We start from the raw sequence: 20,818 nt of genomic DNA on the forward strand, positions 1-20,818 counted from the left end.
ACGGTGGAGTACGCCCTGGACGGTGGCGAGTTCCAGGCCTACACGGCTCCGGTGCCGGTGAACCAGGTCGGCGAGCACACTGTGCGATACCGGGCCGCCGACAAGGCCGGCAACACTTCTGAGGTGCAGTCGGTGACGTTCACGGTGGTGGCCCCGCAGCCGAAGGACACCACCCCGCCGACGGTGTCGGCCAATGTGTCCGGCACGAAGGACGCCGACGGCGACTACGTGGAGTCCGCCACGGTGACCATCTCCGCGACCGACGCCGAGTCCGGGGTGGACACGGTGGAGTACGCCCTGGACGGTGGCGAGTTCCAGGCCTACACGGCTCCGGTGCCGGTGAACCAGGTCGGCGAGCACACTGTGCGATACCGGGCGACCGACAAGGCCGGCAACACCTCCGGCGTCGCCACGACCGGCTTCACGGTCGTCGCGGCGCCGCCGCCCGCCGAGACGCCGCTGACCGTTACCGCCTCGTCCCGCTGCCTGGGCACGTCGGTGTACGTCGCGGTCACGGCGGTCAACGACGGCGACGTGCCGGCGACCGTGGCGCTGACCACCCCGTACGGCACCAAGACCGTGGCCGACGTGGCCCCGGGCAAGCAGGCGTACCAGTCCTTCAACGCGCGGGCCACGCAGATCGGCGCGGGCGAGGTCACCGTGACCGGCACGTCGTCCATCGACGGCGAGAAGGTCACCACGCCCTACGAGGCCGCCTACAGCGCGATCAGCTGCGGCTGACCGGGCCGGCGTGACGGTCACGGTGTACGCACCGGGGACGCCACCGCAGTGAAACAGGAGCCGACCGGCCGATGGGCCGGTCGGCTCCTGCCTTTTACAGCCCCGCCTTTTACAACCCCGGCCTTTACAGTCCCGCCGCCGAGGGACCGCCGTTCAGCAGCTCCACCGCGGCCTGGGCGTTGGCGCGGGCCGCGCCGTAGGTCGCGATGTAGGCCCCCGCGCCGGGCCGCCAGATCGGCAGGCCCATCTCCATCACGACGGCGTCCGGGCGCGCGGCGAGCAGTTCGGAGATCAGTTCGCGGCTGTCCGGGTGGCGGTGGGCGTCCTTGACGACCACGATCAGCGAACGCTCCCGGGCCCGGCCGAGCAGCCCCCCGGCGTCGGCCTCTGCCGGCTTGACCCGGACGATCTCGGCCTCCGGCAGCCACGGGGCGATCCCCCAGGGCACCTCGCCCACCGCGATCGTCGGCGGCGTGTCGATCTCGACCACGAACGGATCGGCCAGCGGCCCCGCCGAGCCCGTCAGCGACACGGCGCGCCGGGCGGCGTCCAGGCCGACGACCTCGCCGTCCGCGGCGTCCCCGTTCCTCGACGGGTGTCCTGACGGCAGGTGTGCGCCGGCGAACCAGTCGCGCAGCCGCTCGACCCGGGCGGCGGCCTCTTCCAGCCGCTCGGCCGCGAGCCTGCCCTCGGCCACGGCGTCCACGATGTGGTCCACCATGCCCCGTACGTCCTCCGCGGTGGGCAGCGGCCCGAGGCACAGCAGGTCGGCGCCCGCGGCCAGGGCCCGCACCGCGCCCTCCGCGAGCCCCACGGTCCTGCTGATCGCGTGCATGTCGAGGGCGTCGGTGAGCACGACGCCGTCGTAGCCCAGTTCACGGCGCAGCAGCCGGGTGAGCGCCTGCGCGCTGAGCGTGGCGGGCAGGTCCCCGGTCAGCTCGGGCACCGCCACGTGCGCCGTCATGATCGACTTCGCCCCGGCCCGGATCGCCGCGAGGAACGGAACGAGCTCGCGCTCCCTGAGCACGTCGAGGGAGGCGTCCACCAGCGGGATCTCCAGGTGGGAGTCCTGATGGGTGGCGCCGTGGCCGGGGAAGTGCTTGACGCAGGCGGCGATCCCCGCCGACTGCAGGCCGCGTACGGCGGCGACCGTGTGCCGGGCCACGAGGTCCGGCGACGAGCCGAACGACCGGGTGCCGATGATCGGGTTGTCGTCGGCGGTGTTGACGTCGGCCACCGGGCCCATGTCGAGGTTCACCCCGCACCGCGCCAGGTCGGCGGCCATCGCCTGGTAGACCCGCTCGGTCAGGGCGACGTCGTCCACGGCGCCGAGCGCCGCGTTGCCGGGGTAGGCGCTCCCGGTGTGGTAGGCCAGCCGGGTGACGTCCCCGCCCTCCTCGTCCAGCGAGACGACCGGGCGGCCCGCCTCGTTCAGGCGGGCGCTGAGCGCCGCGACCTGCTCGCCGTCCGCGACGTTGAACCCGAAGAGGCAGACGCCGCCCAGACCGTCCTCCAGGCCGCGCAGGACCCAGTCCGGCGCGGTCGTGCCCTGGAACGAGATCAGCAGTGCGCCCGCCGCGAGCCGGTGCAGGCCCGGGTCGCCGGTACGCGTGGACAGGTCGGCGGCCCCCGCCAGGGGGTCGCGGGTGGCGGACATGGTGTCTCGGCTCCTTTGGTGACAGTGGGAGTGAAGACGCGCGGGCAGGGCCCGTACGGCCACCGGGTCGGGTGGCCGTACCAGCGGTCTTCAGGAGAGGGGGATGCCGGGTGGCGGAGGGGTTACCCCTTGACCGCGCCCGCGACGAGGCCGGAGACCATCCGCCGCTGGACCAGCAGGAAGAAGATGAGGACCGGGATGGTCATCAGGGTGGAGGCGGCCATGATGCCGCCCCAGTCGGTCGACCTCTGACCGACGAAGAACTGCAGCGCGACCGGCATCGTGTATTTGCCCTGGTCGCCGATGAGGGTCAGGGCGTAGACGAACTCGTTCCAGGTGGTGATGAAGGCGAAGATGCTGGTCGCGACGAGACCGGGCGCGACGAGCGGGAACAGCACCCGCCAGAACGTGGTGAACCGGCCCGCGCCGTCGATCCAGGAGGCCTCCTCCAGTTCCTTGGGGACGGCCGCGACGAACGTCCGCAGCATCCAGACGGAGAACGGCAGCGTCAGGCCGACGTTGATGATGATCAGGCCGAGCAGCTGGTCGTACAGGCCGAGCCGCTTGACCATGGTGAACAGCGGGATCAGCAGCGCCTCGGCCGGCACCATCTGCACGATCAGCAGCAGGATCAGGAACGAGGTGCGGAACCGGAAGCGGAACCTGGCCACCGCGGTCGCCGCGAGCAGCGCGAACACCGCGCCGAGCACGACGGCGCTGAGCGCGACGAGCGTGCTGTTGAACAGGTACTGCCAGATGGAGTGGCCGGCGACGCCCTTGGTGAAGACCCGCGAGATGTGGTCCATCGAGGGCGGGCTGGGGAACGGGATGAAGCTCGTGGTGAAGATCTGGTCGTTCGGCTTGAAGGCCGTGGTGACCATCCAGTAGACGGGGAAGACCGCGAAGAGGAACACCACGACCCCGGCCGCGTTCAGCGCGGCCCGTCCGAGCCTCCTGCGGGCGAGCGGGCTCATCGGATGTCGTCCTCCGTCTTCACGATCTGACGCACGTACACGAAGGTGATCAGCAGCAGGATCACGGTCAGCACGACCGCGATGGCGGCGCCCAGGCCCATCTTCGGCGGGCTGCTGAACGCCTCGGCGTAGCTCCACAGCGACAGGTTGAACGCGTCGCGGTTCACCGTGCCGCCGGCCAGCAGGTAGAGCTGGGTGAAGACCTTGAAGTCCCAGATGATCGACAGGACGACCAGCACCGAGAACACCGGCCTGAGCAGCGGGAGAGTGATCCTCCTGAACGTGTGGACCGCGCTGGAGCCGTCCATCTTCGCCGCCTCGTACAGCTCGGAGGGGATGCTCTTGAGCCCCGCGAGCACCGACACCGCGATGAACGGGAACGACGCCCACACCACGGCCACGATCAGCACGAAGTAGAGCGTGAGCGTGTCGTTGAACCAGGGGTAACCGCTCCAGTCGGCGTGGCCGAACAGCAGGTTCGACAGCCAGTCGGGCAGGAGGTTCAGCGCCCAGTTGACGATGCCGGAGTCGGAGTCGAACAGCCACTTCCACACGATCGCCTGAGCGGTGGGCGGGGTGGCCCAGGCGGCCATGATGCCGACGACCACGAAGGTCGACATCTTCGGGCCGAGCTTGTTGAGCAGCAGGCCGACGAGGGTCCCGAGGATGAGTGTCAGCGCGACGGTGACGACGGCGAACAGCACCGTGTTGCGCAGCGACGACCAGAACAGGTCCGAGCCGAGGATCTGCGTGTAGTTGTCCCAGCCGACGAAGTCGGCGGGCGCGGGGTTGACGGCCTTGATCTGCCGGAGCCCGACCTTGTGGAAGGACATCTCGACCATCTGGTACAGCGGGTAGAGCAGCAGCACCGCGATGACCAGTAAGCCGGGCAGGAGCAGGACGTACGGGACGGCCTTCGGGGACAGCCCCGGTCCGCGCTCCCGCTTGCGACTGCGCCGCGACGGGGCGGAGGTGTCGGCTCCGCCCCGGGCGAGGGTTGACGTGTCGGTCATGATCTACTGGTTGAGGATCGTCTCAAGCTCGGAGTTCGCGTCCCTCAGAGCCTGGTCGACGTTCTTCTTGCCCTCGATCACCTCACGCGCCGCGTTCTGCAGCACGGCCTTGGTGTCGTTGGCCTCCGCCCAGTTGGGGCTGGCCGGGAAGCCCTTGGCGACCTGGAAGGTGTCCGTGAACGGCTTCTGGGCGGGGTCGCTGCCCATCTCCGCGAGCGCGTCGGGGTAGAGCGGGAGCAGGCCGCCCTCCTTGGCGTACCGGACGCCGAACTCCTTGCCCGCGGCGAGCTTGACGTACTCGAGGGCGAGCTCGGGGTTCTTGGCGTCCTTCCAGACGGCGATGTCGTTGCCGCCCTGGAAGGCCGGGGCCGGGCCGGATCCGTCCTTGGCGGGCAGCGAGAAGAAGCCCATCTTCGACTCGTCGACCTTGCCCTTGCTCTGCTCCTTGATGGCCGCGATGTCCCAGCCGCCGGTGACGTACATGCCGACCTTGCCGGCGGCGAAGCGCTGGGCGATGTCGACGGAGTTCTGCGTCAGGCGGCCCTTGCCGGACACGCCGTCCTTGGCGACCAGGTCCGTGTAGAACTGGAAGCCCTCCTTGAAGCCCGGCTGGGTGAGCTGGCCCACCCACTTGCCGCCCTCGAACTTGGCGAAGTCGCCGCCGGCCGACCAGACGAACGGCGACAGCGACATGTTCGCGTCGGAGCCGCCGTTGAAGGCGAAGCCGTCGACGTCCTTGCCCTGCTTGTCCACGATCTTCTTGGCCGCGGCGACCAGGTCGTCCCAGGTCTTGGGGACCTCGATGCCGAGCTTGTCGAACCAGTCCTTGCGGTAGAGCACGGCGCGGGTGCCGCCGCCCCACGGCACGGCGTAGACCTTGCCGTCGATCGTCTCGTAGCTCCACAGGTTCTGCGGGATCTGCTGGAGCTCGGCGTCGCCCTTGACGGAGTCGGTGATGTCGGCGAGCGCGTCCTGCGCCACCCAGGCGGCGACCTGGTCGTTGCCGAACTCGGTGACGTCCGGACCCTCGCCGCCGGCGAGCGCGGTGGTCCACTTCTTCTGCGCGTCGGGCCAGGGGATCCACTGGACCTTCGCCTCGGCGCCCGTCTGCTCCTTGAACTTGGCGTTCAGGTCGTCCATGTATTTGGTGAAGACGTCGGTGGGGGCACCGAGTCGCCACACGGTAAGAGTCTGGCCGGCGAACTTCGGACCGCTCGCGGCGGCGGAGGCCGACGGGGCGGTCGTGCTTCCGGAGTCGTCGCTTCCGCAAGCGGCGAGTCCCAGGGCCAGGGCAGCGGTCGCGGTAGTCGCGACCGCGAGCTTCACGATCTTCACGATTGGTCTCTCCCTTCCCGGCTTCGCGTCGGGGGTGCGCCTCGTGGGGGGTGTCGGCGGGCCGCTCACCTGCTGGAAGGCGCTCTCCTTTCGGTCGGCGCTCTGGCGTCCCGAGGCTGATCGGTTGCCTCCGGGCTGGCTGGCGATAAACTAACAAGAAACTTTCTTATAAAAAAGACCGCGTTAGCGGATCGTGACGAGAGGGGAACCAGCCGGTGGCTCAACGACCGGGTACGCCTCGCCTGCTCCGGCAGATGAACGACCGCGCGGCACTGGAACTCCTCATCTCCAGAGGCCCGCTGACCAGGGCCGAGTTGGGAGAGCTTACCGGGCTGTCCAAGGTCACATCCGGCCAGCTCCTGGCCCGGCTGGAGGCGCGCGGGCTGGTCACGGCGGCGGGGGAGCGCCCCGGCGGGCGCGGTCCCAACGCCGCGCTGTACGGCGTCAACCCGTCCAGCGCGTACGTCGCGGGGCTGGAGGTGCTGCCGGACAGCGTCACGGCCGCCGTCGCCGACATCGCCGGCACCGTCGTCGCCCAGGTGACCGTGGACCCGAGCGAGGCCCGCGACCCGGTGGGCCTCGTCCACGAGGCCGTGCAGCGGGCCTGCGGGACGGCCGGGATAGAACTCGCCCGGCTGCGCTGCTTCGTCATCGGCACGCGCGGGGTGGTCGATCCGCTCACCGGCGACGTGCGCTACTCGGTCGACCTGCCCACCTGGCACGTCGGCATCCTGGCCGGGCTGCGCACCCTGCTCGGCGAATGCGTGATCATCGAGAACGACGTCAACCTGGCGGCCCTCGCCGAGCAGATGTACGGCGCGGCGCACGGCGCCGACGACTTCGTGATCCTGTGGACCGGCGTCGGCCAGGGCCTCGGCGTCATGCTCGGCGGCCGGCTGCACCGGGGCATCACGGGCGGCGCGGGCGAGATCGGCTGGCTGCCCGTCCCCGGCGAACCCCTGCCCAGCGCGGTCACCGCGCCGCAGACCGGCTCCTTCCAGCGCCTCGTCGGAGGAGAGGCGCTGTGGAACCTGGCCCGCGCGCACGGCCTCCCCGCCCCGGACGCGCGGGGAGCGGAGGTGGCCGACCTGGTCCGTACGGCCATCGACACCGGCAACGACGACTTCGTCGAGGATCTGGCAGGACGGCTCGCGGTCGGGGTCGCGGCGGTCTCCGTGGTCCTCGACCCGGGACTCGTCGTGCTCGGCGGTGACGTGGGCAGGGCCGGCGGCGGTCACCTCGCGGAGCGCGTCGAGGAGGCGGTGGCCCGGGTGTGTCCGAGCCGTCCCACGGTGGTGGCCACCGGAGTGGAGGGCAATCCCGTTCTCATGGGGGCGATCGTCGCTGCATTGGACAGAGCGCGTGAAGAGGTCTTTTCGGACACTGTCTGACGGTAGGTTGATCCTCATGCCCGACTTCCCCCGTGATCGCTCAACCGCGCCCGCCCTCGCCGAGGGTCCGGTGCTCATCTCCGACCCCCGCGTGACCTCGATCGGCGTGAACGAGTGCGGGGAGAAATTGAGCGACGTACGCGGGCGGCTGCGGGTGGACGGGCGGCTCGCCGACCCCGCCGGGGCCTACGCCCATCTGCGCGAGGGCCTGCTCGCCCGTCTGGAGGAGGCCCAGGAGCGCCTGCCCGCCGGGTGCCACCTGGTGGTGGTCGAGGGCTACCGCCCGCCGGCGCTGCAGACCAGGTATTTCGAGGAGTACAAGGACGAACTGCGGGCGGCGTTCCCCGGGATGTCGGCTGCGGAGCTGCACGTCGCCGCGAGCCGGTACGTCTCGCCGATCGAGGTGGCCCCGCACACGGCGGGCGCGGCCGTCGACCTCACGCTCTACGACGACGACGGGGTGGAGCTCGACATGGGCACGGCGGTCAACGCCACCCCCGAGCAGAGCGGCGGCGCGTGCTACACCGCCGCCCCCGTGGGGGCCGAGGCGCGGCGCAACCGCGACGTGCTGGGCGCCGCCCTGGAGGCGGCCGGGCTGGTCAACTACCCGACCGAGTGGTGGCACTGGTCGTACGGCGACCGCTACTGGGCCATGACCCGCAGCGCCCCCGCCGCCATCTACGGCCCCGTCGAGCTGTAGGGACTCACCCCCCGCAGTCCGCGTCCGCGTGGTGCGGCGGGGCGAGCGAGTCCGCGGACACGGTGCGCGCGGGCCGGCCGTGAAACGCCCGGCGGTAGTCCATCGGGGCCACGCCGGCCGACCTGGTGAAATGGTGCCGCAGGTTCCCGGCCGTGCCCATGCCGCACAACCGGCTGACCTGCTCGATCGGCAGATCGGTCGTCTCCAGGAGGTGCCGGGCCCGCGCGAGACGCTGGGCGTGCAGCCATCGCAGCGGGGTGGTGCCGGTGGCCGCGTGGAACCTCCGGACCAGCGTGCGTGTGCTGACCGATGCCCACGCGGCCATCTGCGCGACGGTGAGCTGCCGATGCAGGTGTTCGAGCGCCCATTGGAGGACGGGGGCCAGCCCGTCATCGCCGCAACGGGGCACCGGAGCCTCGATGTACTGCGCCTGCCCGCCGGGCCGATGAGCGGGTGTGACCATGCGCCGGGCGACCTGATTGGCGACCTCGGCGCCGAGGTCGGTCCGGACGAGGTGCAGGCACAGGTCGATCCCCGCGCTGCGTCCCGCGCTGGTGAGCACGTCGCCCTCGTCCACGTAGAGGACAGCGGGGTCGACCCGCACCCGGGGATGACGCGCGCCGAGGATGCCGGTGTACATCCAGTGCGTGGTGGCCCGCCGCTCGTCGAGGAGTCCCGCCGCGGCCAGAACGAAGGCGCCCGTGCACAGCGAGACGATCCGGGCGCCGTTCGCGTGCGCCGCCCGCAGCGCCTCCGGCAGCCCCGAGACGTTCATGCGGGCCGTGTCGCCCGCGAGTACGGCGTCGGCCGGGATCGCGGGGACCACCACGGTGTCCGCGGTGGTGAGGGCGTGGAAATCGTAGGGCGTGTGCAGCGCGAACCCGTTCTGCGTACGTGTCGTCCCGGGTTGGGCGGCGCACAGCCGCAGCTCGTACCAGGGATCGGCGAGTTCGCTGCGGTCGGTTCCGAAGATCTCACAGGCGATGGACAGCTCGAACATCGGCATGTCCGAGGTGACGGCGAGGGCCACGACGCCGGGAACGGCTCTCATGCGCTCACCATAGCGGCAGGATTTTGACGGACAGCGGCAGTTCTGCCACTCGTCCGCGCGCGGCGCCCCGGTCAGGCTGACACGTGTGAACAACGCGACTCCCACTGCTCCGTCCGCGCGACGGCCGACGCCGGGGCAGGCGTTCGCTCTGACGGCCGGGGTCATCGGGCTCTGCCTCGCCGCGTCGGCCGTGCCGTCTCCGCTGTACAGGTTGTACACGGTCCGATGGCATCTGCCGACCTCCACCGTGACCCTGATCTACGCCACGTACTGCCTGGGGGTGCTGGCCTCGCTGCTGGTCTTCGGCCGGGTCTCCGACACCTGGGGCCGCCGGCCGGTCATCATGACGGGCCTGGCCGGCCTGCTCGCCTCGATGGGCCTGTTCGTGTACGCGTCCGGCGCGGCCTGGTTGTTCGCCGCCCGCGCGGTCCAGGGGCTGGCCACCGGCATCGCGATCAGCGCGTCCGGCGCGGCCCTGCTGGAGTTGCGCCAGGGCCGCGATCCGGCCACGGCCAGTCTCTTCAACGTCGTCGCCAGCGCCCTGGGCGTCGGAGCCGGTGGCCTGCTCGGCGCGGTGCTCCTGCAGTTCGCGCCGGGACCACTGGTCACCCCGTTCGTCGTGCTCGCCGTGCTGATCCTCGTTCTGCTCCTGGGCTTGACGGTGGTCCCCGAGACCGTGCCACGGGAGTCGCGCTGCGGAGTCCGGATCGCGGCACCGGGCGTGCCACGGCAGATCCGCGCCCCGTTCGTCCTCGCGGGCCTCGCGATCACCTGCGCCTGGTCGATCATCGGCATCTACCTGGGACTCGCGGGTACGCTGGCTCCCGCTCTGCTCCACACCGCGAGCCCGCTCGCGGCCGGTCTGGCCATCCTGGCACTGGGGGGCGCGTCGGCGGTGCCGCCCCTGGTCGCGCGGGCGCTGCCCCCGGCCGTCCAGATCGCCTGGGGGACGCTCGCGCTCATCGGCGGCATCGCGTCGATGGCGTGGTCGCTGTCCGCCGACAGCGCGGTGTCGTTCGTCGCGGCCAGCGTGGTGATCGGCGTCGGCGTCGGCTTCGCGATGTTCGGCGCACTGCGCACCGTCGGCGCCGCCGCGCCGCCGGACGGCCGGGCTCAGGTCATGGCCGCCTTCTACATCGTCGCCTACGCCGCGATCTCGCTGCCCGCCGTCGCCGCGGGGTTCGCGGTGCGGCGGATGGGAGCGGTGGCGACGTTCCAGATCTTCGGTGCGGGCATCGTCGTCGTCTCCGTGGGGACCCTGCTGTCGGCCGTGGCGTGGCACCGTGCCCGGCACCGAGCGACGCGGGCCGCGGGCGTGACCACGCCGGCCGGGCCCGGGTCAGCTGCGGATCCGCAGGCCACGGGGAGTGGGGTGGAACCCGGCGGCTTCCAGGGCCTCCGCCAGAGGTGAGTCGGCGATGGCGGCGCCGTCCGCCCGCTCGACCGTCAGCTTGCCCAGGGCCCCCCGCTTCACGGCGACGGCCAGGGCCTGCACGGCCTGCCGCAGGTCCTCCTCGGGCCCGAAGGAGAGCAGGGTCTTCCCGCCGCGTTCCACGTAGAGGATCAGCGCGCCCTCCACCAGCACCACCAGCGCGCCGGCCTTGCGGCCCGGCTTGTGGGTCACGTCGTCGGCGCGGTCCGGCCAGGGCAGGGCCGCGCCGTACGGGTTGGCCGGGTCGGTCGCCGCGAGCACGACCGCACGGCGGGGCGGCGGCGGGGCGGGGATCGACCACAGGTCCTCGGCCGGAGCGGGGCGTGTGGAGGACCCTGTGGAGGACATGGCGCGCATGCGGTCGACCGCGCCCGGCAGGGCGAACTGGGCGCCGCCCAGACCTTCGACGAAGTAGCCGCGGCGGCACCGCCCGCTCTCCTCGAACGCGCGCAGCACCTGGTAGACCGCGGAGAAGCCACCGGGCAGGCGCTCGGGCGTGATGCCGCCCCGCGTCAGCACGCCGTGCCGCTCCAGCAGGACTTCGGCCTGCGCGTGCGCCCGCTGGGTGGCGTCGGCCGACGGCGCGGGCAGCAGCCACCATCGGCCGCTCACGGTCGGCGGGCCGCTTCTCGTCGGCAGCACCGCGCGGCGGCGCCTGGTCGTCGGCGGCCGGTGGGCGGGCCGCCCGGTGCCCAGCGTCGAGCGAAGCGGGGCGAGCGTGTCACCGGTGATCCGCCCGGCCCAGACGAGGTCCCACAGGGCCGCCGCGAGCGTCGTGTCGTCAGGCGCCGCGCTCGCAGGCGCGACACCCGCCGCCCTGTCCGGCCCGGCGGCGCCCGGCCCCGGGGTGCCGGTGCGGCCGAGGATTCTGGCCCGGCGGGCCGAGGCGGCGTCGGGGCCGGGCAGGGGTGGCGCCCCGTCGCCGAGCGTGGCCGTCGCGACCCGGTTGGACAACTCACGGAAGAACAGCGCGCCGCCCCCGCTCAGGATCTCCAGGATCTGCTCGTGCAGCGGAGTCATGGTGATCTCCGACGGCTCGGGGAGCAGCAGGGGCGCGGTGTCGGCGAAGTAGAGACCGACCCACCCGTCGCCGCCGGGCAGGGACCCCTGACCCACCCAGACGACCTCCCCCGACGAGGTCAGTTCGTCGAGCAGGGCGGGGGAGTATCCGGGCACTCGCGCGGGGAGCACCAGCGACTCCAGCGCGGAGGCGGGAACGGCCGCCCCCTGCAGCCGTTCGATCGCGGTGATCAGCGCGTCCATGGCCCGCGCCGAGCCGTGGCCCTGGCTGTTCTGGGCGCCGGGTTCCGCGAGCCCGGTCCGGCCGCCGGTCCCGCCCTGCCCCGTCCCGCCCTGCCCGGTGCCGGTCGGCGCGCCGCTCTGCGGGACGATGCCGTGCCAGGCGGGCAGGAACGCCGCCAGCGTCTCCGGAGGGACCGGTTCGACCTCTTTGCGGAGCCGCGCCAGCGACCGACGCCGCAGCAACCGCAGCACCCCGGCGTCGCACCACTCCTCGCCCCGGCCCCCGGGGCGGAACTCGCCCGCGACCACCCTGCCCGCCGCCGCGAGGCGGCGCAGCGCCTCGTCCACCACCGCGACGCCCACGCCGAAGCGCGCGGCGGCCGTGCCGGAGGCGAACGGCCCACGAGTGCGGGCGTGGCGCGCGACCAGGTCGCCGAGCGGATCGGGGCCGGCGGCCCGGCCCGCCCCGCCGGCGAGGGGCGCTTCGAGGAACTCGTGCGGAACGCCCACCGGCAAGGGCGCCCCGAGCGCGTCGCGCAGGCGCCAGGCGTCCTCCACCGCGGCCCATTGCTCGTGGCCCGCCACGCGCACCCGGATGGCCCGGCGCGCCCGTTCCAGGTCGGCCAGCCAGCCGGGGTCTCCCTCGCGGATCGAGACGTCCTGGGCGAGCAGCGGGCCGTGTGAGCGCAGCAGGTCGGCAAGGTCCTCGGCGTCGCGCAGCGGCCTGTCCAGCCGCGCCAGCTCGCGCTCGGTCTCGACGACGACATCCGGGTCGAGCAGCTCCCGCAGGTCGGCCTGTCCCATGAGCTCGGCGAGGAGCGCGGTGTCGAGGGCGAGCGCCTGCGCCCGCCGCTCGGCCAGCGGCGCGTCACCCTCGTACATGAACGCGCCGATGTAGTTGAACAGCAGCGACGCCGCGAACGGGGACGCCTGGGAGGTCTCCACCTCGACCACCCGCACCCGGCGGGCGGCCACGTCCCGCATGAGCTCCACCAGGCCCGGCACGTCGAAGACGTCCTGCAGGCACTCGCGCATCGTCTCCAGCACCACCGGGAACCCGGCGTACTTGCTCGCGACGCCGAGTAGGTGGGCCGCGCGCTGGCGCTGCTGCCACAGGGGGCTGCGCCTGCCGGGCGAACGGCGGGGCAGCAGGAGGGCGCGTCCGGCGCATTCCCGGAACCGGGAGGCGAACAGGGCCGAACCCCCCAGCTCCTCGATCACGACCTCCTCGATCTCCTCGGCGTCGAACACCGCGACGTCGGTCGGCGCGTCCTCGAAGGTGTCGGGCACGCGCAGCACGATGCCGTCGTCGGAGTGGACGGCCTGGACGTCGACGCCGTACCGCTCGCGCAGCCGCCGCCCGATGGCGAGCGCCCAGGGGGCGTGGACCCGCGCGCCGAAGGGGGAGTGGATCACCACACGCCAGTCGCCCAGCTCGTCGCGGAACCGCTCGACCAGGAGCGTGCGGTCGTCGGGCACGTAGCCCGTCGCCTCCCGCTGCTCGGCCAGGTAGGCGAGCAGGTTGCCGACGGCGTAGTCGTCGAGCCCCGCCGCGCGGATCCGCTCGCGCGCCGACGCCGGGTCGCCTCGGCCGCCCGCCCCGGCCGCCGCCAGCTCGCGGAGGAACGCGCCGATCGCCCGGCCGAGCTCGGCGGGCCGGCCCGGCGCGTCTCCGTGCCAGAACGGCAGCTTGCCTGGTTGCCCGGGGGCGGGGGAGACCAGCACCCGGTCGGCGGTGATGTCCTCGATCCGCCACGAGGTCGCGCCCAGCACGAACACGTCGCCGACGCGGGACTCGTAGACCATCTCCTCGTCCAGCTCGCCCACGCGCGACGCCTTCTCGCCCACCAGGAACACGCCGAACAGGCCGCGGTCGGGGATGGTGCCCCCGTTCGTGACAGCCAGGCGCTGGGCCCCGGGACGGCCCTGGAGGGTGCCCGTCACCCTGTCCCAGACGATGCGCGGCCGCAGCTCGGCGAACTCCTCGCTGGGGTAGCGCCCGGCGAGCATGTCGAGCGTTGCCTCCAGCGCGCTGCGCGGCAGCGTGGCGTACGGCGCGGCCCGGCGCACCAGCGTCTCCACCGAGTCGACCGTCCACTCGTCGAGCGCGGTCATCGCGACGATCTGCTGGGCCAGCACGTCGAGAGGGTTGCGCGGATAGCGGATCTCCTCGATCTGCCCGGTGCGCATGCGCTCGGCCACGACGGCCGTCTGGACCAGGTCGCCCCGATACTTGGGGAAGATCACGCCGCGGGACACCGCCCCGACCTGGTGCCCGGCGCGGCCGATGCGCTGCAGGCCGCTCGCCACACTGGGCGGCGCCTCGACACAGGCCACCAGGTCGACCGACCCCATGTCGATGCCCAGCTCCAGGCTGGAGGTGGCGACCACCGCGGGCAGACGGCCCGACTTCAGCGCCTCCTCGATCTGGGACCGCTCCTCCTTCGAGACGGAGCCGTGATGCGCGCGCACCACCTCGGGAATCGCGCCGCCCGAGGCCCCCGCCTGGGCCATCAGCTCCGACGGCACGGCCCGCCCGGTGTCCCCGCGCCCGGTGTCCGCGGGGAGAGCGTCAGGGTCTTCGCGCAGGTCGGACCATCGCGCGTGCAACTCCTCGAAGGCATCCGACCAGTGGGCCGGATCTCCCGGACCCGGGCTCGGGCTCTCGCCCGGGGCGGGCGCGGTCCGGCGTTCCCAGGCGAGCTCGTTGAGCCGGGTGCACAGGCGCTCCGACAGACGCCGCGAGTTGGCGAAGACGATCGTGGACCGATGGGCCTCGATCAGATCGAGAAGGTGCTCCTCGACATGCGGCCAGATGCTCCTGCGGTGCTCCGGCGACTCGGCGTCGACGCCGGGCGGAGGCGGCGCCAGCTCGGTCATGTCCTCCACCGGCACCACGACGTCGACCTCGATGACCTTCTCGGAGGGCGGCTGCACGACCGTGGCCGGGCGGGACCCGCCGAGGAACGTCGCCACCTCCTCGACCGGCCGTACGGTCGCCGACAGCCCGATGCGCTGGGCCGGAGCGGGCAGCAGGGCGTCGAGCCGCTCCAGGGTCAGCGCGAGGTGCGCCCCGCGCTTGGTCCCCGCGACGGCGTGGACCTCGTCCACGATCACGGTCTCGACGCCGCGCAGCGCCTCGCGCGCCTGCGAGGTGAGGATCAGGAACAGGGACTCGGGCGTTGTGATCAGGATGTCGGAGGGCCGCGCGGCGAAACGGCGCCGGTCCTCGGCAGCGGTGTCTCCCGAGCGGATCGCCACCGAGATGTCGGGGGCGGGCAGGCCCATCCGCAGCGCGGTCTGCCGGATGCCCGTGATCGGGGCTCGCAGGTTCCGCTCGACGTCCACCGCGAGAGCCTTCAGCGGGGAGACGTACACGACCCGGCAGGGCCGGGGCGGCTTCGCCTCATCGTTCCGGCCGCGTCGCGCGCCGCGGCGGCCGTCGGCGCGCCCCACCTCGGCTCCCGGCGAGGCCTGGCCCGTCGTGTGCTCGACGGCGAGGCGATCGACGGCCCAGAGGAAGGCCGCGAGCGTCTTGCCCGACCCGGTGGGAGCGACCACGAGCGTGTTCTCGCCCCGCGCGATCGACGACCACGCGCCCTCCTGCGCGGCGGTCGGCGTCGCGAAGGCGCCGGTGAACCACTCCCTGGTCACCGGGCTGAAGCCGTCGAGCGCACCCACCTGCCCATCATGCATCGCCCCACCGACAGAAAACGCCGCACCGCCGTCCCGCGGGGTGACGGGCACGTGCGGGACCAGACCGCCGGACACCACCAGGCCCGCCAGGTGCGATGCGAGGCGCCGCGAGCGAACGCGTGAGTGGGGCGAAGACGCTCGTTCCCCTGATCCCGTCTGGTATGAGATGTCGCTCTCGGGGCGTTCCTCGTGAGTATGGAAATCGACTACGCGGCCATCGAGTCGGAGCGCGCGCGGATCCGCGAGCGCTACCTGAGTGAGCGCCGTGCCCCCAGCAGCGCGAGGGGCCTGCACCATTTCGCACTGATCTCGTCCGACGTCGAGCGGACGATCCGCTTCTATCACGAACTCCTCGAGTTCCCGCTGACCGAGATCTTCGAGAACCGCGACTACCGCGGGTCCAACCACTTCTTCTTCGACATCGGCAACGGCAACCTGCTGGCGTTCTTCGACCTCCCCGGCCTCGACCTGGAGCCGTACAAGGAGGTCCTCGGCGGGCTCCACCACATCGCGATCTCCGTGGAGCGGGCGACGTGGGAGCGCCTGCGCGGCAAGCTCGACGCCGCCGGTGTGCCCTACCAGGTGGAGAGCGGCAGCTCGATCTACTTCCAGGACCCGGACGGCGCCCGCCTCGAACTGCTCGCCGATCCGCTCGGCGAGATGTACGGCACCCGCGTCATGTGAGTCGTCGCCCGCAGGCGGGGGAAGTGATCGCGGCGCCGCGGCCCGGACGGGACATCCGGGCCGCGGCGTCATACTGAACGCATGCGCCTCACAGACTTCTGGAACAGGATGCGCCGCCACTTCGGGGAGGCGTACGCGGAGTCGTGGGCGAAGGACTACGTGATCTCCGGGCTCGGCGGTCGCACGGTCGAGCAGGCCCTCGCGGAGGGCGTGGCGGCCAAGCAGGTCTGGCAGGCCGTCTGCCAGGAGGTCGAAGTGGATCCCAGGCTGCGCTGATCCCCCTCTGCGCCTGCGCGGCGGGCCGCACAGGCGGCTGCGGCGCTGTGACGTCCCCGCACACTCCACTCAACTCCGTGACCGCGGCCGTGTGATCCCGTCGCGCGCGGATCCCTCCATGACCCATGTCCTCCGTCGTCCATGGCAACCACTTGAATGGCGGTTGAGTGCTTGCTAGCGTGTTGAGCAGATGAACACGGAGGAAGCGTATGACCGGAGATCACTTCACTCCCGATGAGGCTCTCCAGGAGATCGGGCGCGTGGGGCAGCGGGTCGGGAGTTCCTCGCGCGGGCCCGGACGGGCGTACCTGTTCGTGGGACTGGCCACGATGGTCTACTGGCCGGCGATGTTCCTCGGCGGCTATCCCTTGCCGTTGCTCGCCGGGGCCGGGTGGATCGTCCTGACGGTCGCCCTGTGCGTGTACTGGGCCCGGCTGCGGGTGCACAACCGGCTGCTGAAGCGAATCAACGGGCCGGTCTCGGCCGCGTACGTGGTGACGATGATGGTGCCGTTCGTCGTGGGCGTCTGGCTGCGTCCCGACCGGCCCACGGCGGGCTGGACGGCGGTGCTCGTCGCTCTGTCGGTGCTCGCCGGGCTGCCCCTGGTGTACGGCGGACTCCGCCTGATGAGGAATCGATGACGGCCCATCCGCGCCACGAGCTCGACGAGATCATCCACGCGCCGGTGCGGCTGTCGATCATGGCGGCCCTGGCGGCGGCGGACAAGGCCGACTTCCGCTTCCTCCGCGACACCATCGAGGTCAGCGACTCGCTGCTCAGCAAGCACATCCTCACGCTCGAAGAGGCCGGCTACATCCGGGTGGACAAGGCCTTCGTCGGCAAGCGGGCGCGCACCTGGCTCTCGCTGACCGATCAGGGGCGTGCGGCCTTCGAGACCTACATGGACGTTCTGCGACGAATTGTGGAGGCAACCCCCCGTGCTTGAGATCGACGGCCTGCGCAAACGCTATGGAGACAAGACCGCCCTCGACGGGGTGGGCTTCGCCGTACGGCCCGGCGAGATGTTCGGGTTCGTCGGGGCCAACGGCGCGGGCAAGACGACGACGATGCGGATCGTCATGGGCGTGCTCGACGCCGACTCCGGCGAGGTGCGCCTCGACGGGCGCCCCCTGACGTACGACGACCGCCGCACGTTCGGCTACATGCCGGAGGAGCGCGGCCTCTACCAGAAGATGAAGGTCGCCGAGCAGATCGAATACTTCGGCAGGCTCCACGGGCTCGCCCCGGCCGCCGCGCGCTCGGCCACCGCCGCCCTGATCGAACGGCTGGGCCTGGCCGAGCGGCGCGACGACGCCGTGGAGGCGCTGTCGCTCGGCAACCAGCAGCGGGTGCAGCTCGCGGTCGCGCTCGTCCACGAGCCGGCGGTCCTGATCCTCGACGAGCCGTTCTCGGGCCTCGACCCGCTGGCGGTCGACGCGCTCGCGGAGGTGCTCAAGGACCGCGCCGCGGCGGGTGTGCCGGTGATCTTCTCCAGCCACCAGCTCGACCTGGTCGAACAGCTCTGCGACTCGGTCGGCATCATCTCGGCGGGCCGGATGGTGGCGTACGGACCGGTCGGCGACCTGCGCGAGCGGGAGGGCCGCGGGGTGCTGCGGGTCGTGGTCAGGGACGCCGCGCCCGGCTGGGCCGACCGCCTGCCCGGCGCGCTCACCCGCGAGGGCGACCGCGACGTCCTGCTGTGCGAGGAGGGCGACGACCAGGACATCCTGCGTACGGCGATCGGGGCGGGCAAGGTGGAGCACTTCGGCCGCAGGCAGCCGACGCTGGCCGAGATCTTCAGGGAGGCGGTGGCATGAACGGCCTGTGGCTGGTGGCCCAGCGGGAGATCCGCACGCGCATCAGGACGAAGTCATACCTGATCAGTCTCGCGGTCAGCGCGATCCTGGTGGCCGCGCTCGCGTTCCTGCCCAAGGTCCTGGGCGGCGACGACACCTACGACGTCGGCGTGGTGGGACAGGCGCCCCCGCCCGCCGCCCAGCTCGCCTACTCCCGGCTGCCGGACGAGGCGGCCGCGCGGAAGGCCGTGGTCGACGGGGACGTCGACGCGGCCCTGATCAACGGGGACAAGGTCCTCGCGGACGGCGAGCTCGACCAGCGGCTGGGTCTGATCCTGGAGAGCGTCCACCGCGACGCGCAGATCTCGGCGGCCGGCCTCACGATCACGCCGCTGACGGTGGAGTCGGTCGGCGCGGACGCCCGCTACCAGGGCGTGCGCACCGGCATCGCCACCTTGATCGTGATGGTGCTGTTCTTCCTGCTCATCTACTCCTCGATGTTCGTCGCGATGGGCGTGGTGGAGGAGAAGGGCAGTCGCATCGTGGAGATCCTGCTCACCTCGGTGCGTCCCTGGCAGCTCCTGGGCGGAAAGATCGTCGGGCTGGGCGCGCTGGGGCTGGTCAACCTCGTCGTGGTCATCATCGCCGGTCTGGCGGCGTCGTCCGCGACCGGCTTCACCGCCGACTTCCCGCCGGGGATGGGGGGAATCGTGGTCGGCGCGGTCGTCTGGTTCGTGCTGGGCTACGCCTTCTTCTCGGCGCTCGCCGCCGCCTTCGGCTCGCTGGTGTCGCGGCAGGAGGAGCTCAACACCGTCCTGACGCCGATGACCATGCTCATGATGTTCACCTACCTGACGGCCTACTTCGCCGCCGTCGAGCCGGCGGGCACGGTCGCGCGCGTGCTGTCGTTCGTGCCGCCGTTCTCGTCGATGGTCATGCCCGTGCGTACGGCGGCCGTCGACGTGCCGCTGGTGGAGATCCTCATCGCCGGAGCGCTCATGGTCGTGGCCGTGGTCGCCGTCCTGCTGGGCGCGGCCCGCGTCTACCGGCGGGCGGTGCTCCGCACCGGCGCCCGGGTCAAACTGGGCGAGGTCGTCCGCTGACGGCGGACGCAGGCGCGGAGGATCAGGGGGGCCGGGAGAGGGTCTGACCGATCAGCTCGGCCGCGCGGCCGGGGTCGTCGGCGCTCTCCTGGCCGCCCGGAGCCCACAGGAACATCCATCCTTCCTTGGTGGGCGTCGCGAAGACGATCGTCTGCCTGCCGGTGCCCGGGTGCCAGACGGACAGGACCGGATCGTCCGTGCCGAGCAGTCGCGCGGAGAGACCGAGCCCGGGGAGTCGCGCGGCGAGCGCCCCAAGGCGGGCCAGACGCTGTCGGCTGTAGTCGCCGGTGCCCGTCACGTGGCCCTCCAGCGGGGAGATCCAGCTTTGCTACAAGGATCGTCCCAGGTCAGAGCGCTGACAACCACGGCAGAGTAACGCCCGGGAATGTAACGGCACGGTTGGGGCGCCGCTCGTTCCCGGGCTTGGTGGCGTTCCGGCATGTGATCGAACAGTCGTTCGGCTATATTGGACTGGTCGCCGCCGGGGTGCGCGCCGTCAGGTCGCCGGGGCGCGACAGGCTCCCGGCCCACCTCTCGGGGCGGTGTGCGGGAAGCTCCGGAAAATGTCGGTGGCACCCCGTAGCTTTTCGGTGACCGAGCAGACGACACCCTTCAGGGGGCACCCAATGGCAATCAACGACCGCGAGAAGGCCCTTGAGACCGCCCTCGCACAGATCGAGCGGCAGTTCGGCAAGGGCAGCGTCATGCGCCTCGGAGACGACGCGCGTGCCCCGATCGAGGTCATCCCCACCGGTTCGATCGCTCTCGACGTCGCCCTCGGCATCGGCGGCTATCCCCGCGGCCGGATCGTCGAGGTGTACGGCCCCGAGTCCTCCGGTAAGACCACGGTCGCCCTGCACGCCGTGGCCAACGCCCAGAAGGGCGGCGGCATCGCCGCGTTCATCGACGCCGAGCACGCCCTCGACCCCGAGTACGCCAAGAAGCTGGGCGTCGACGTCGACGCGTTGCTCGTCTCCCAGCCGGACACCGGTGAGCAGGCGCTGGAGATCGCGGACATGCTGATCCGTTCCGGCGCCGTCGACATCATCGTGATCGACTCGGTGGCGGCCCTCGTGCCGAAGGCCGAGATTGAGGGCGAGATGGGCGACAGCCACGTCGGTCTCCAGGCCCGCCTCATGTCGCAGGCCCTGCGCAAGATCGCCGGTGCGCTGAACCAGACCCGGACCACCGCCATCTTCATCAACCAGCTCCGCGAGAAGATCGGCGTCATGTTCGGAAGCCCCGAGACCACCACGGGTGGCAAGGCGCTGAAGTTCTACGCGTCGGTGCGGCTGGACGCGCGCAGGATCGAGACGCTCAAGGACGGCACCGAGCCGGTCGGCAACCGGACCCGGGTGAAGGTCGTCAAGAACAAGATGGCCCCGCCCTTCCGCCAGGCCGACTTCGACATCCTGTACGGCATCGGCATCTCCCGTGAGGGCGGGCTGATCGACATGGGCGTCGAGCACGGGTTCGTGCGCAAGGCCGGCGCCTGGTACACGTACGAGGGCGACCAGCTCGGGCAGGGCAAGGAGAACGCCCGCAACTTCCTCAAGAACAACCCCGACATCGCCAACGAGATCGAGAAGAAGATCAAGGAGAAGCTCGGTGTCGGGCCGCGGCTCGACTCGCCGAGCGAGCCCCCCGCCGCTCCGGCGGCGCCGCCCGCCCCGACGTCCGGCCGGGGCAGCAAGGCGGCCAGTGCGCCCAAGCCGGGTGACGTCTGA

The 20,818-nt window shown here is 71.9% G+C and carries 18 protein-coding genes; 11 read left to right on the forward strand and 7 right to left on the reverse strand.

The window, feature by feature from the left end:
• Positions 1-741: OmpL47-type beta-barrel domain-containing protein (locus ACIBK1_RS28225; protein ID WP_396738748.1), on the forward strand; the 741-nt coding region annotated here is incomplete at its 5' end.
• Positions 742-865: 124 nt separating this feature from the next.
• Here the strand turns inward: ACIBK1_RS28225 and ACIBK1_RS28230 are convergent.
• The 4 genes from ACIBK1_RS28230 to ACIBK1_RS28245 form a co-directional block, all read right to left on the reverse strand.
• The gene (locus ACIBK1_RS28230) at positions 866-2,398 is read right to left on the reverse strand and encodes a glycoside hydrolase family 3 protein (protein WP_396738750.1); all 1,533 of its coding nucleotides are present in this window, start codon (positions 2,396-2,398) and stop codon (positions 866-868) included.
• A gap of 122 nt (positions 2,399-2,520) precedes the next feature.
• Positions 2,521-3,372, reverse strand: a complete 852-nt coding sequence (locus ACIBK1_RS28235) for a carbohydrate ABC transporter permease (RefSeq protein ID WP_030506489.1) — start codon at positions 3,370-3,372, stop codon at positions 2,521-2,523.
• A complete protein-coding gene (locus ACIBK1_RS28240; RefSeq protein WP_357325795.1) occupies positions 3,369-4,385 on the reverse strand; it encodes a carbohydrate ABC transporter permease in 1,017 nt (338 codons plus the stop codon). Before ACIBK1_RS28240 ends, ACIBK1_RS28235 begins: the two co-directional genes overlap by 4 nt.
• Before the next feature lie 3 nt (positions 4,386-4,388).
• Entirely contained in the window at positions 4,389-5,720 is a 1,332-nt protein-coding gene (locus ACIBK1_RS28245) for a sugar ABC transporter substrate-binding protein (RefSeq protein ID WP_396738752.1), read from the reverse strand.
• 215 nt (positions 5,721-5,935) lie between these two features.
• Here ACIBK1_RS28245 and ACIBK1_RS28250 point away from each other — a divergent pair, with 215 nt between their 5' ends.
• Positions 5,936-7,111: an ROK family transcriptional regulator gene (locus tag ACIBK1_RS28250; RefSeq protein WP_363420571.1), complete on the forward strand. Its 1,176-nt coding sequence runs from the start codon at positions 5,936-5,938 to the stop codon at positions 7,109-7,111.
• A gap of 16 nt (positions 7,112-7,127) precedes the next feature.
• Complete coding sequence (locus ACIBK1_RS28255; RefSeq protein ID WP_357328853.1) at positions 7,128-7,811, forward strand: M15 family metallopeptidase; 684 nt, start codon at positions 7,128-7,130, stop codon at positions 7,809-7,811.
• Between the two features lie 4 nt (positions 7,812-7,815).
• On the opposite strand, the gene ACIBK1_RS28260 is transcribed toward ACIBK1_RS28255, so the two are convergent.
• Positions 7,816-8,862: a helix-turn-helix domain-containing protein gene (locus tag ACIBK1_RS28260; protein WP_051761360.1), complete on the reverse strand. Its 1,047-nt coding sequence runs from the start codon at positions 8,860-8,862 to the stop codon at positions 7,816-7,818.
• 85 nt (positions 8,863-8,947) lie between these two features.
• Between ACIBK1_RS28260 and ACIBK1_RS28265 the strand changes: the two genes are divergently transcribed.
• Positions 8,948-10,273: an MFS transporter gene (locus ACIBK1_RS28265; RefSeq protein WP_396738755.1), complete on the forward strand. Its 1,326-nt coding sequence runs from the start codon at positions 8,948-8,950 to the stop codon at positions 10,271-10,273.
• Here ACIBK1_RS28265 and ACIBK1_RS28270 read toward each other — a convergent pair.
• Complete coding sequence (locus tag ACIBK1_RS28270; RefSeq protein ID WP_396738757.1) at positions 10,202-15,232, reverse strand: Lhr family helicase; 5,031 nt, start codon at positions 15,230-15,232, stop codon at positions 10,202-10,204. The genes ACIBK1_RS28265 and ACIBK1_RS28270 overlap by 72 nt on opposite strands.
• A gap of 195 nt (positions 15,233-15,427) precedes the next feature.
• Here ACIBK1_RS28270 and ACIBK1_RS28275 point away from each other — a divergent pair, with 195 nt between their 5' ends.
• The 6 genes from ACIBK1_RS28275 (at position 15,428) to ACIBK1_RS28300 (ending at position 19,091) form a co-directional block, all read left to right on the forward strand.
• The gene (locus tag ACIBK1_RS28275; RefSeq protein ID WP_030506481.1) at positions 15,428-15,916 is read left to right on the forward strand and encodes a VOC family protein; all 489 of its coding nucleotides are present in this window, start codon (positions 15,428-15,430) and stop codon (positions 15,914-15,916) included.
• An 81-nt stretch (positions 15,917-15,997) separates the two neighbouring features.
• Positions 15,998-16,192 carry a DUF3046 domain-containing protein gene (locus ACIBK1_RS28280; protein ID WP_030506480.1) on the forward strand — a complete coding sequence of 65 codons (195 nt, stop codon included), beginning with the start codon at positions 15,998-16,000 and terminating at the stop codon, positions 16,190-16,192.
• Between the two features lie 209 nt (positions 16,193-16,401).
• The gene (locus ACIBK1_RS28285; protein WP_030506479.1) at positions 16,402-16,833 is read left to right on the forward strand and encodes a hypothetical protein; all 432 of its coding nucleotides are present in this window, start codon (positions 16,402-16,404) and stop codon (positions 16,831-16,833) included.
• Positions 16,830-17,138: a winged helix-turn-helix domain-containing protein gene (locus ACIBK1_RS28290; protein ID WP_030506478.1), complete on the forward strand. Its 309-nt coding sequence runs from the start codon at positions 16,830-16,832 to the stop codon at positions 17,136-17,138. The genes ACIBK1_RS28285 and ACIBK1_RS28290 overlap by 4 nt, the downstream gene beginning before the upstream one ends.
• The gene (locus ACIBK1_RS28295; protein ID WP_030506477.1) at positions 17,131-18,009 is read left to right on the forward strand and encodes an ABC transporter ATP-binding protein; all 879 of its coding nucleotides are present in this window, start codon (positions 17,131-17,133) and stop codon (positions 18,007-18,009) included. Before ACIBK1_RS28290 ends, ACIBK1_RS28295 begins: the two co-directional genes overlap by 8 nt.
• Positions 18,006-19,091 carry an ABC transporter permease gene (locus ACIBK1_RS28300; RefSeq protein WP_396738759.1) on the forward strand — a complete coding sequence of 362 codons (1,086 nt, stop codon included), beginning with the start codon at positions 18,006-18,008 and terminating at the stop codon, positions 19,089-19,091. The genes ACIBK1_RS28295 and ACIBK1_RS28300 overlap by 4 nt, the downstream gene beginning before the upstream one ends.
• A gap of 22 nt (positions 19,092-19,113) precedes the next feature.
• Here ACIBK1_RS28300 and ACIBK1_RS28305 read toward each other — a convergent pair whose 3' ends face one another.
• Positions 19,114-19,389: a hypothetical protein gene (locus tag ACIBK1_RS28305; protein WP_076437707.1), complete on the reverse strand. Its 276-nt coding sequence runs from the start codon at positions 19,387-19,389 to the stop codon at positions 19,114-19,116.
• Positions 19,390-19,717: 328 nt separating this feature from the next.
• Here ACIBK1_RS28305 and recA point away from each other — a divergent pair, with 328 nt between their 5' ends.
• Positions 19,718-20,818 carry a recombinase RecA gene (gene recA, locus ACIBK1_RS28310; RefSeq protein WP_030506474.1) on the forward strand — a complete coding sequence of 367 codons (1,101 nt, stop codon included), beginning with the start codon at positions 19,718-19,720 and terminating at the stop codon, positions 20,816-20,818.

This window comes from Microbispora rosea (assembly GCF_044460045.1).
GTDB lineage: Bacteria > Actinomycetota > Actinomycetes > Streptosporangiales > Streptosporangiaceae > Microbispora > Microbispora rosea.

Excerpts from the sequence above, each read along its gene's own strand:
- ACIBK1_RS28230 (WP_396738750.1), bottom strand. The coding sequence starts at position 2,398 with ATGTCCGCCACCCGCGACCCCCTGGCGGGGGCCGCCGACCTGTCCACG.
- ACIBK1_RS28235 (WP_030506489.1), bottom strand. The coding sequence starts at position 3,372 with ATGAGCCCGCTCGCCCGCAGGAGGCTCGGACGGGCCGCGCTGAACGCG.
- ACIBK1_RS28240 (WP_357325795.1), bottom strand. The coding sequence starts at position 4,385 with ATGACCGACACGTCAACCCTCGCCCGGGGCGGAGCCGACACCTCCGCC.
- ACIBK1_RS28255 (WP_357328853.1), top strand. The coding sequence starts at position 7,128 with ATGCCCGACTTCCCCCGTGATCGCTCAACCGCGCCCGCCCTCGCCGAG.
- ACIBK1_RS28260 (WP_051761360.1), bottom strand. The coding sequence starts at position 8,862 with ATGAGAGCCGTTCCCGGCGTCGTGGCCCTCGCCGTCACCTCGGACATG.
- ACIBK1_RS28270 (WP_396738757.1), bottom strand. The coding sequence starts at position 15,232 with ATGCATGATGGGCAGGTGGGTGCGCTCGACGGCTTCAGCCCGGTGACC.
- ACIBK1_RS28275 (WP_030506481.1), top strand. The coding sequence starts at position 15,428 with ATGGAAATCGACTACGCGGCCATCGAGTCGGAGCGCGCGCGGATCCGC.
- ACIBK1_RS28280 (WP_030506480.1), top strand. The coding sequence starts at position 15,998 with ATGCGCCTCACAGACTTCTGGAACAGGATGCGCCGCCACTTCGGGGAG.
- ACIBK1_RS28285 (WP_030506479.1), top strand. The coding sequence starts at position 16,402 with ATGACCGGAGATCACTTCACTCCCGATGAGGCTCTCCAGGAGATCGGG.
- ACIBK1_RS28290 (WP_030506478.1), top strand. The coding sequence starts at position 16,830 with ATGACGGCCCATCCGCGCCACGAGCTCGACGAGATCATCCACGCGCCG.
- ACIBK1_RS28300 (WP_396738759.1), top strand. The coding sequence starts at position 18,006 with ATGAACGGCCTGTGGCTGGTGGCCCAGCGGGAGATCCGCACGCGCATC.
- recA (WP_030506474.1), top strand. The coding sequence starts at position 19,718 with ATGGCAATCAACGACCGCGAGAAGGCCCTTGAGACCGCCCTCGCACAG.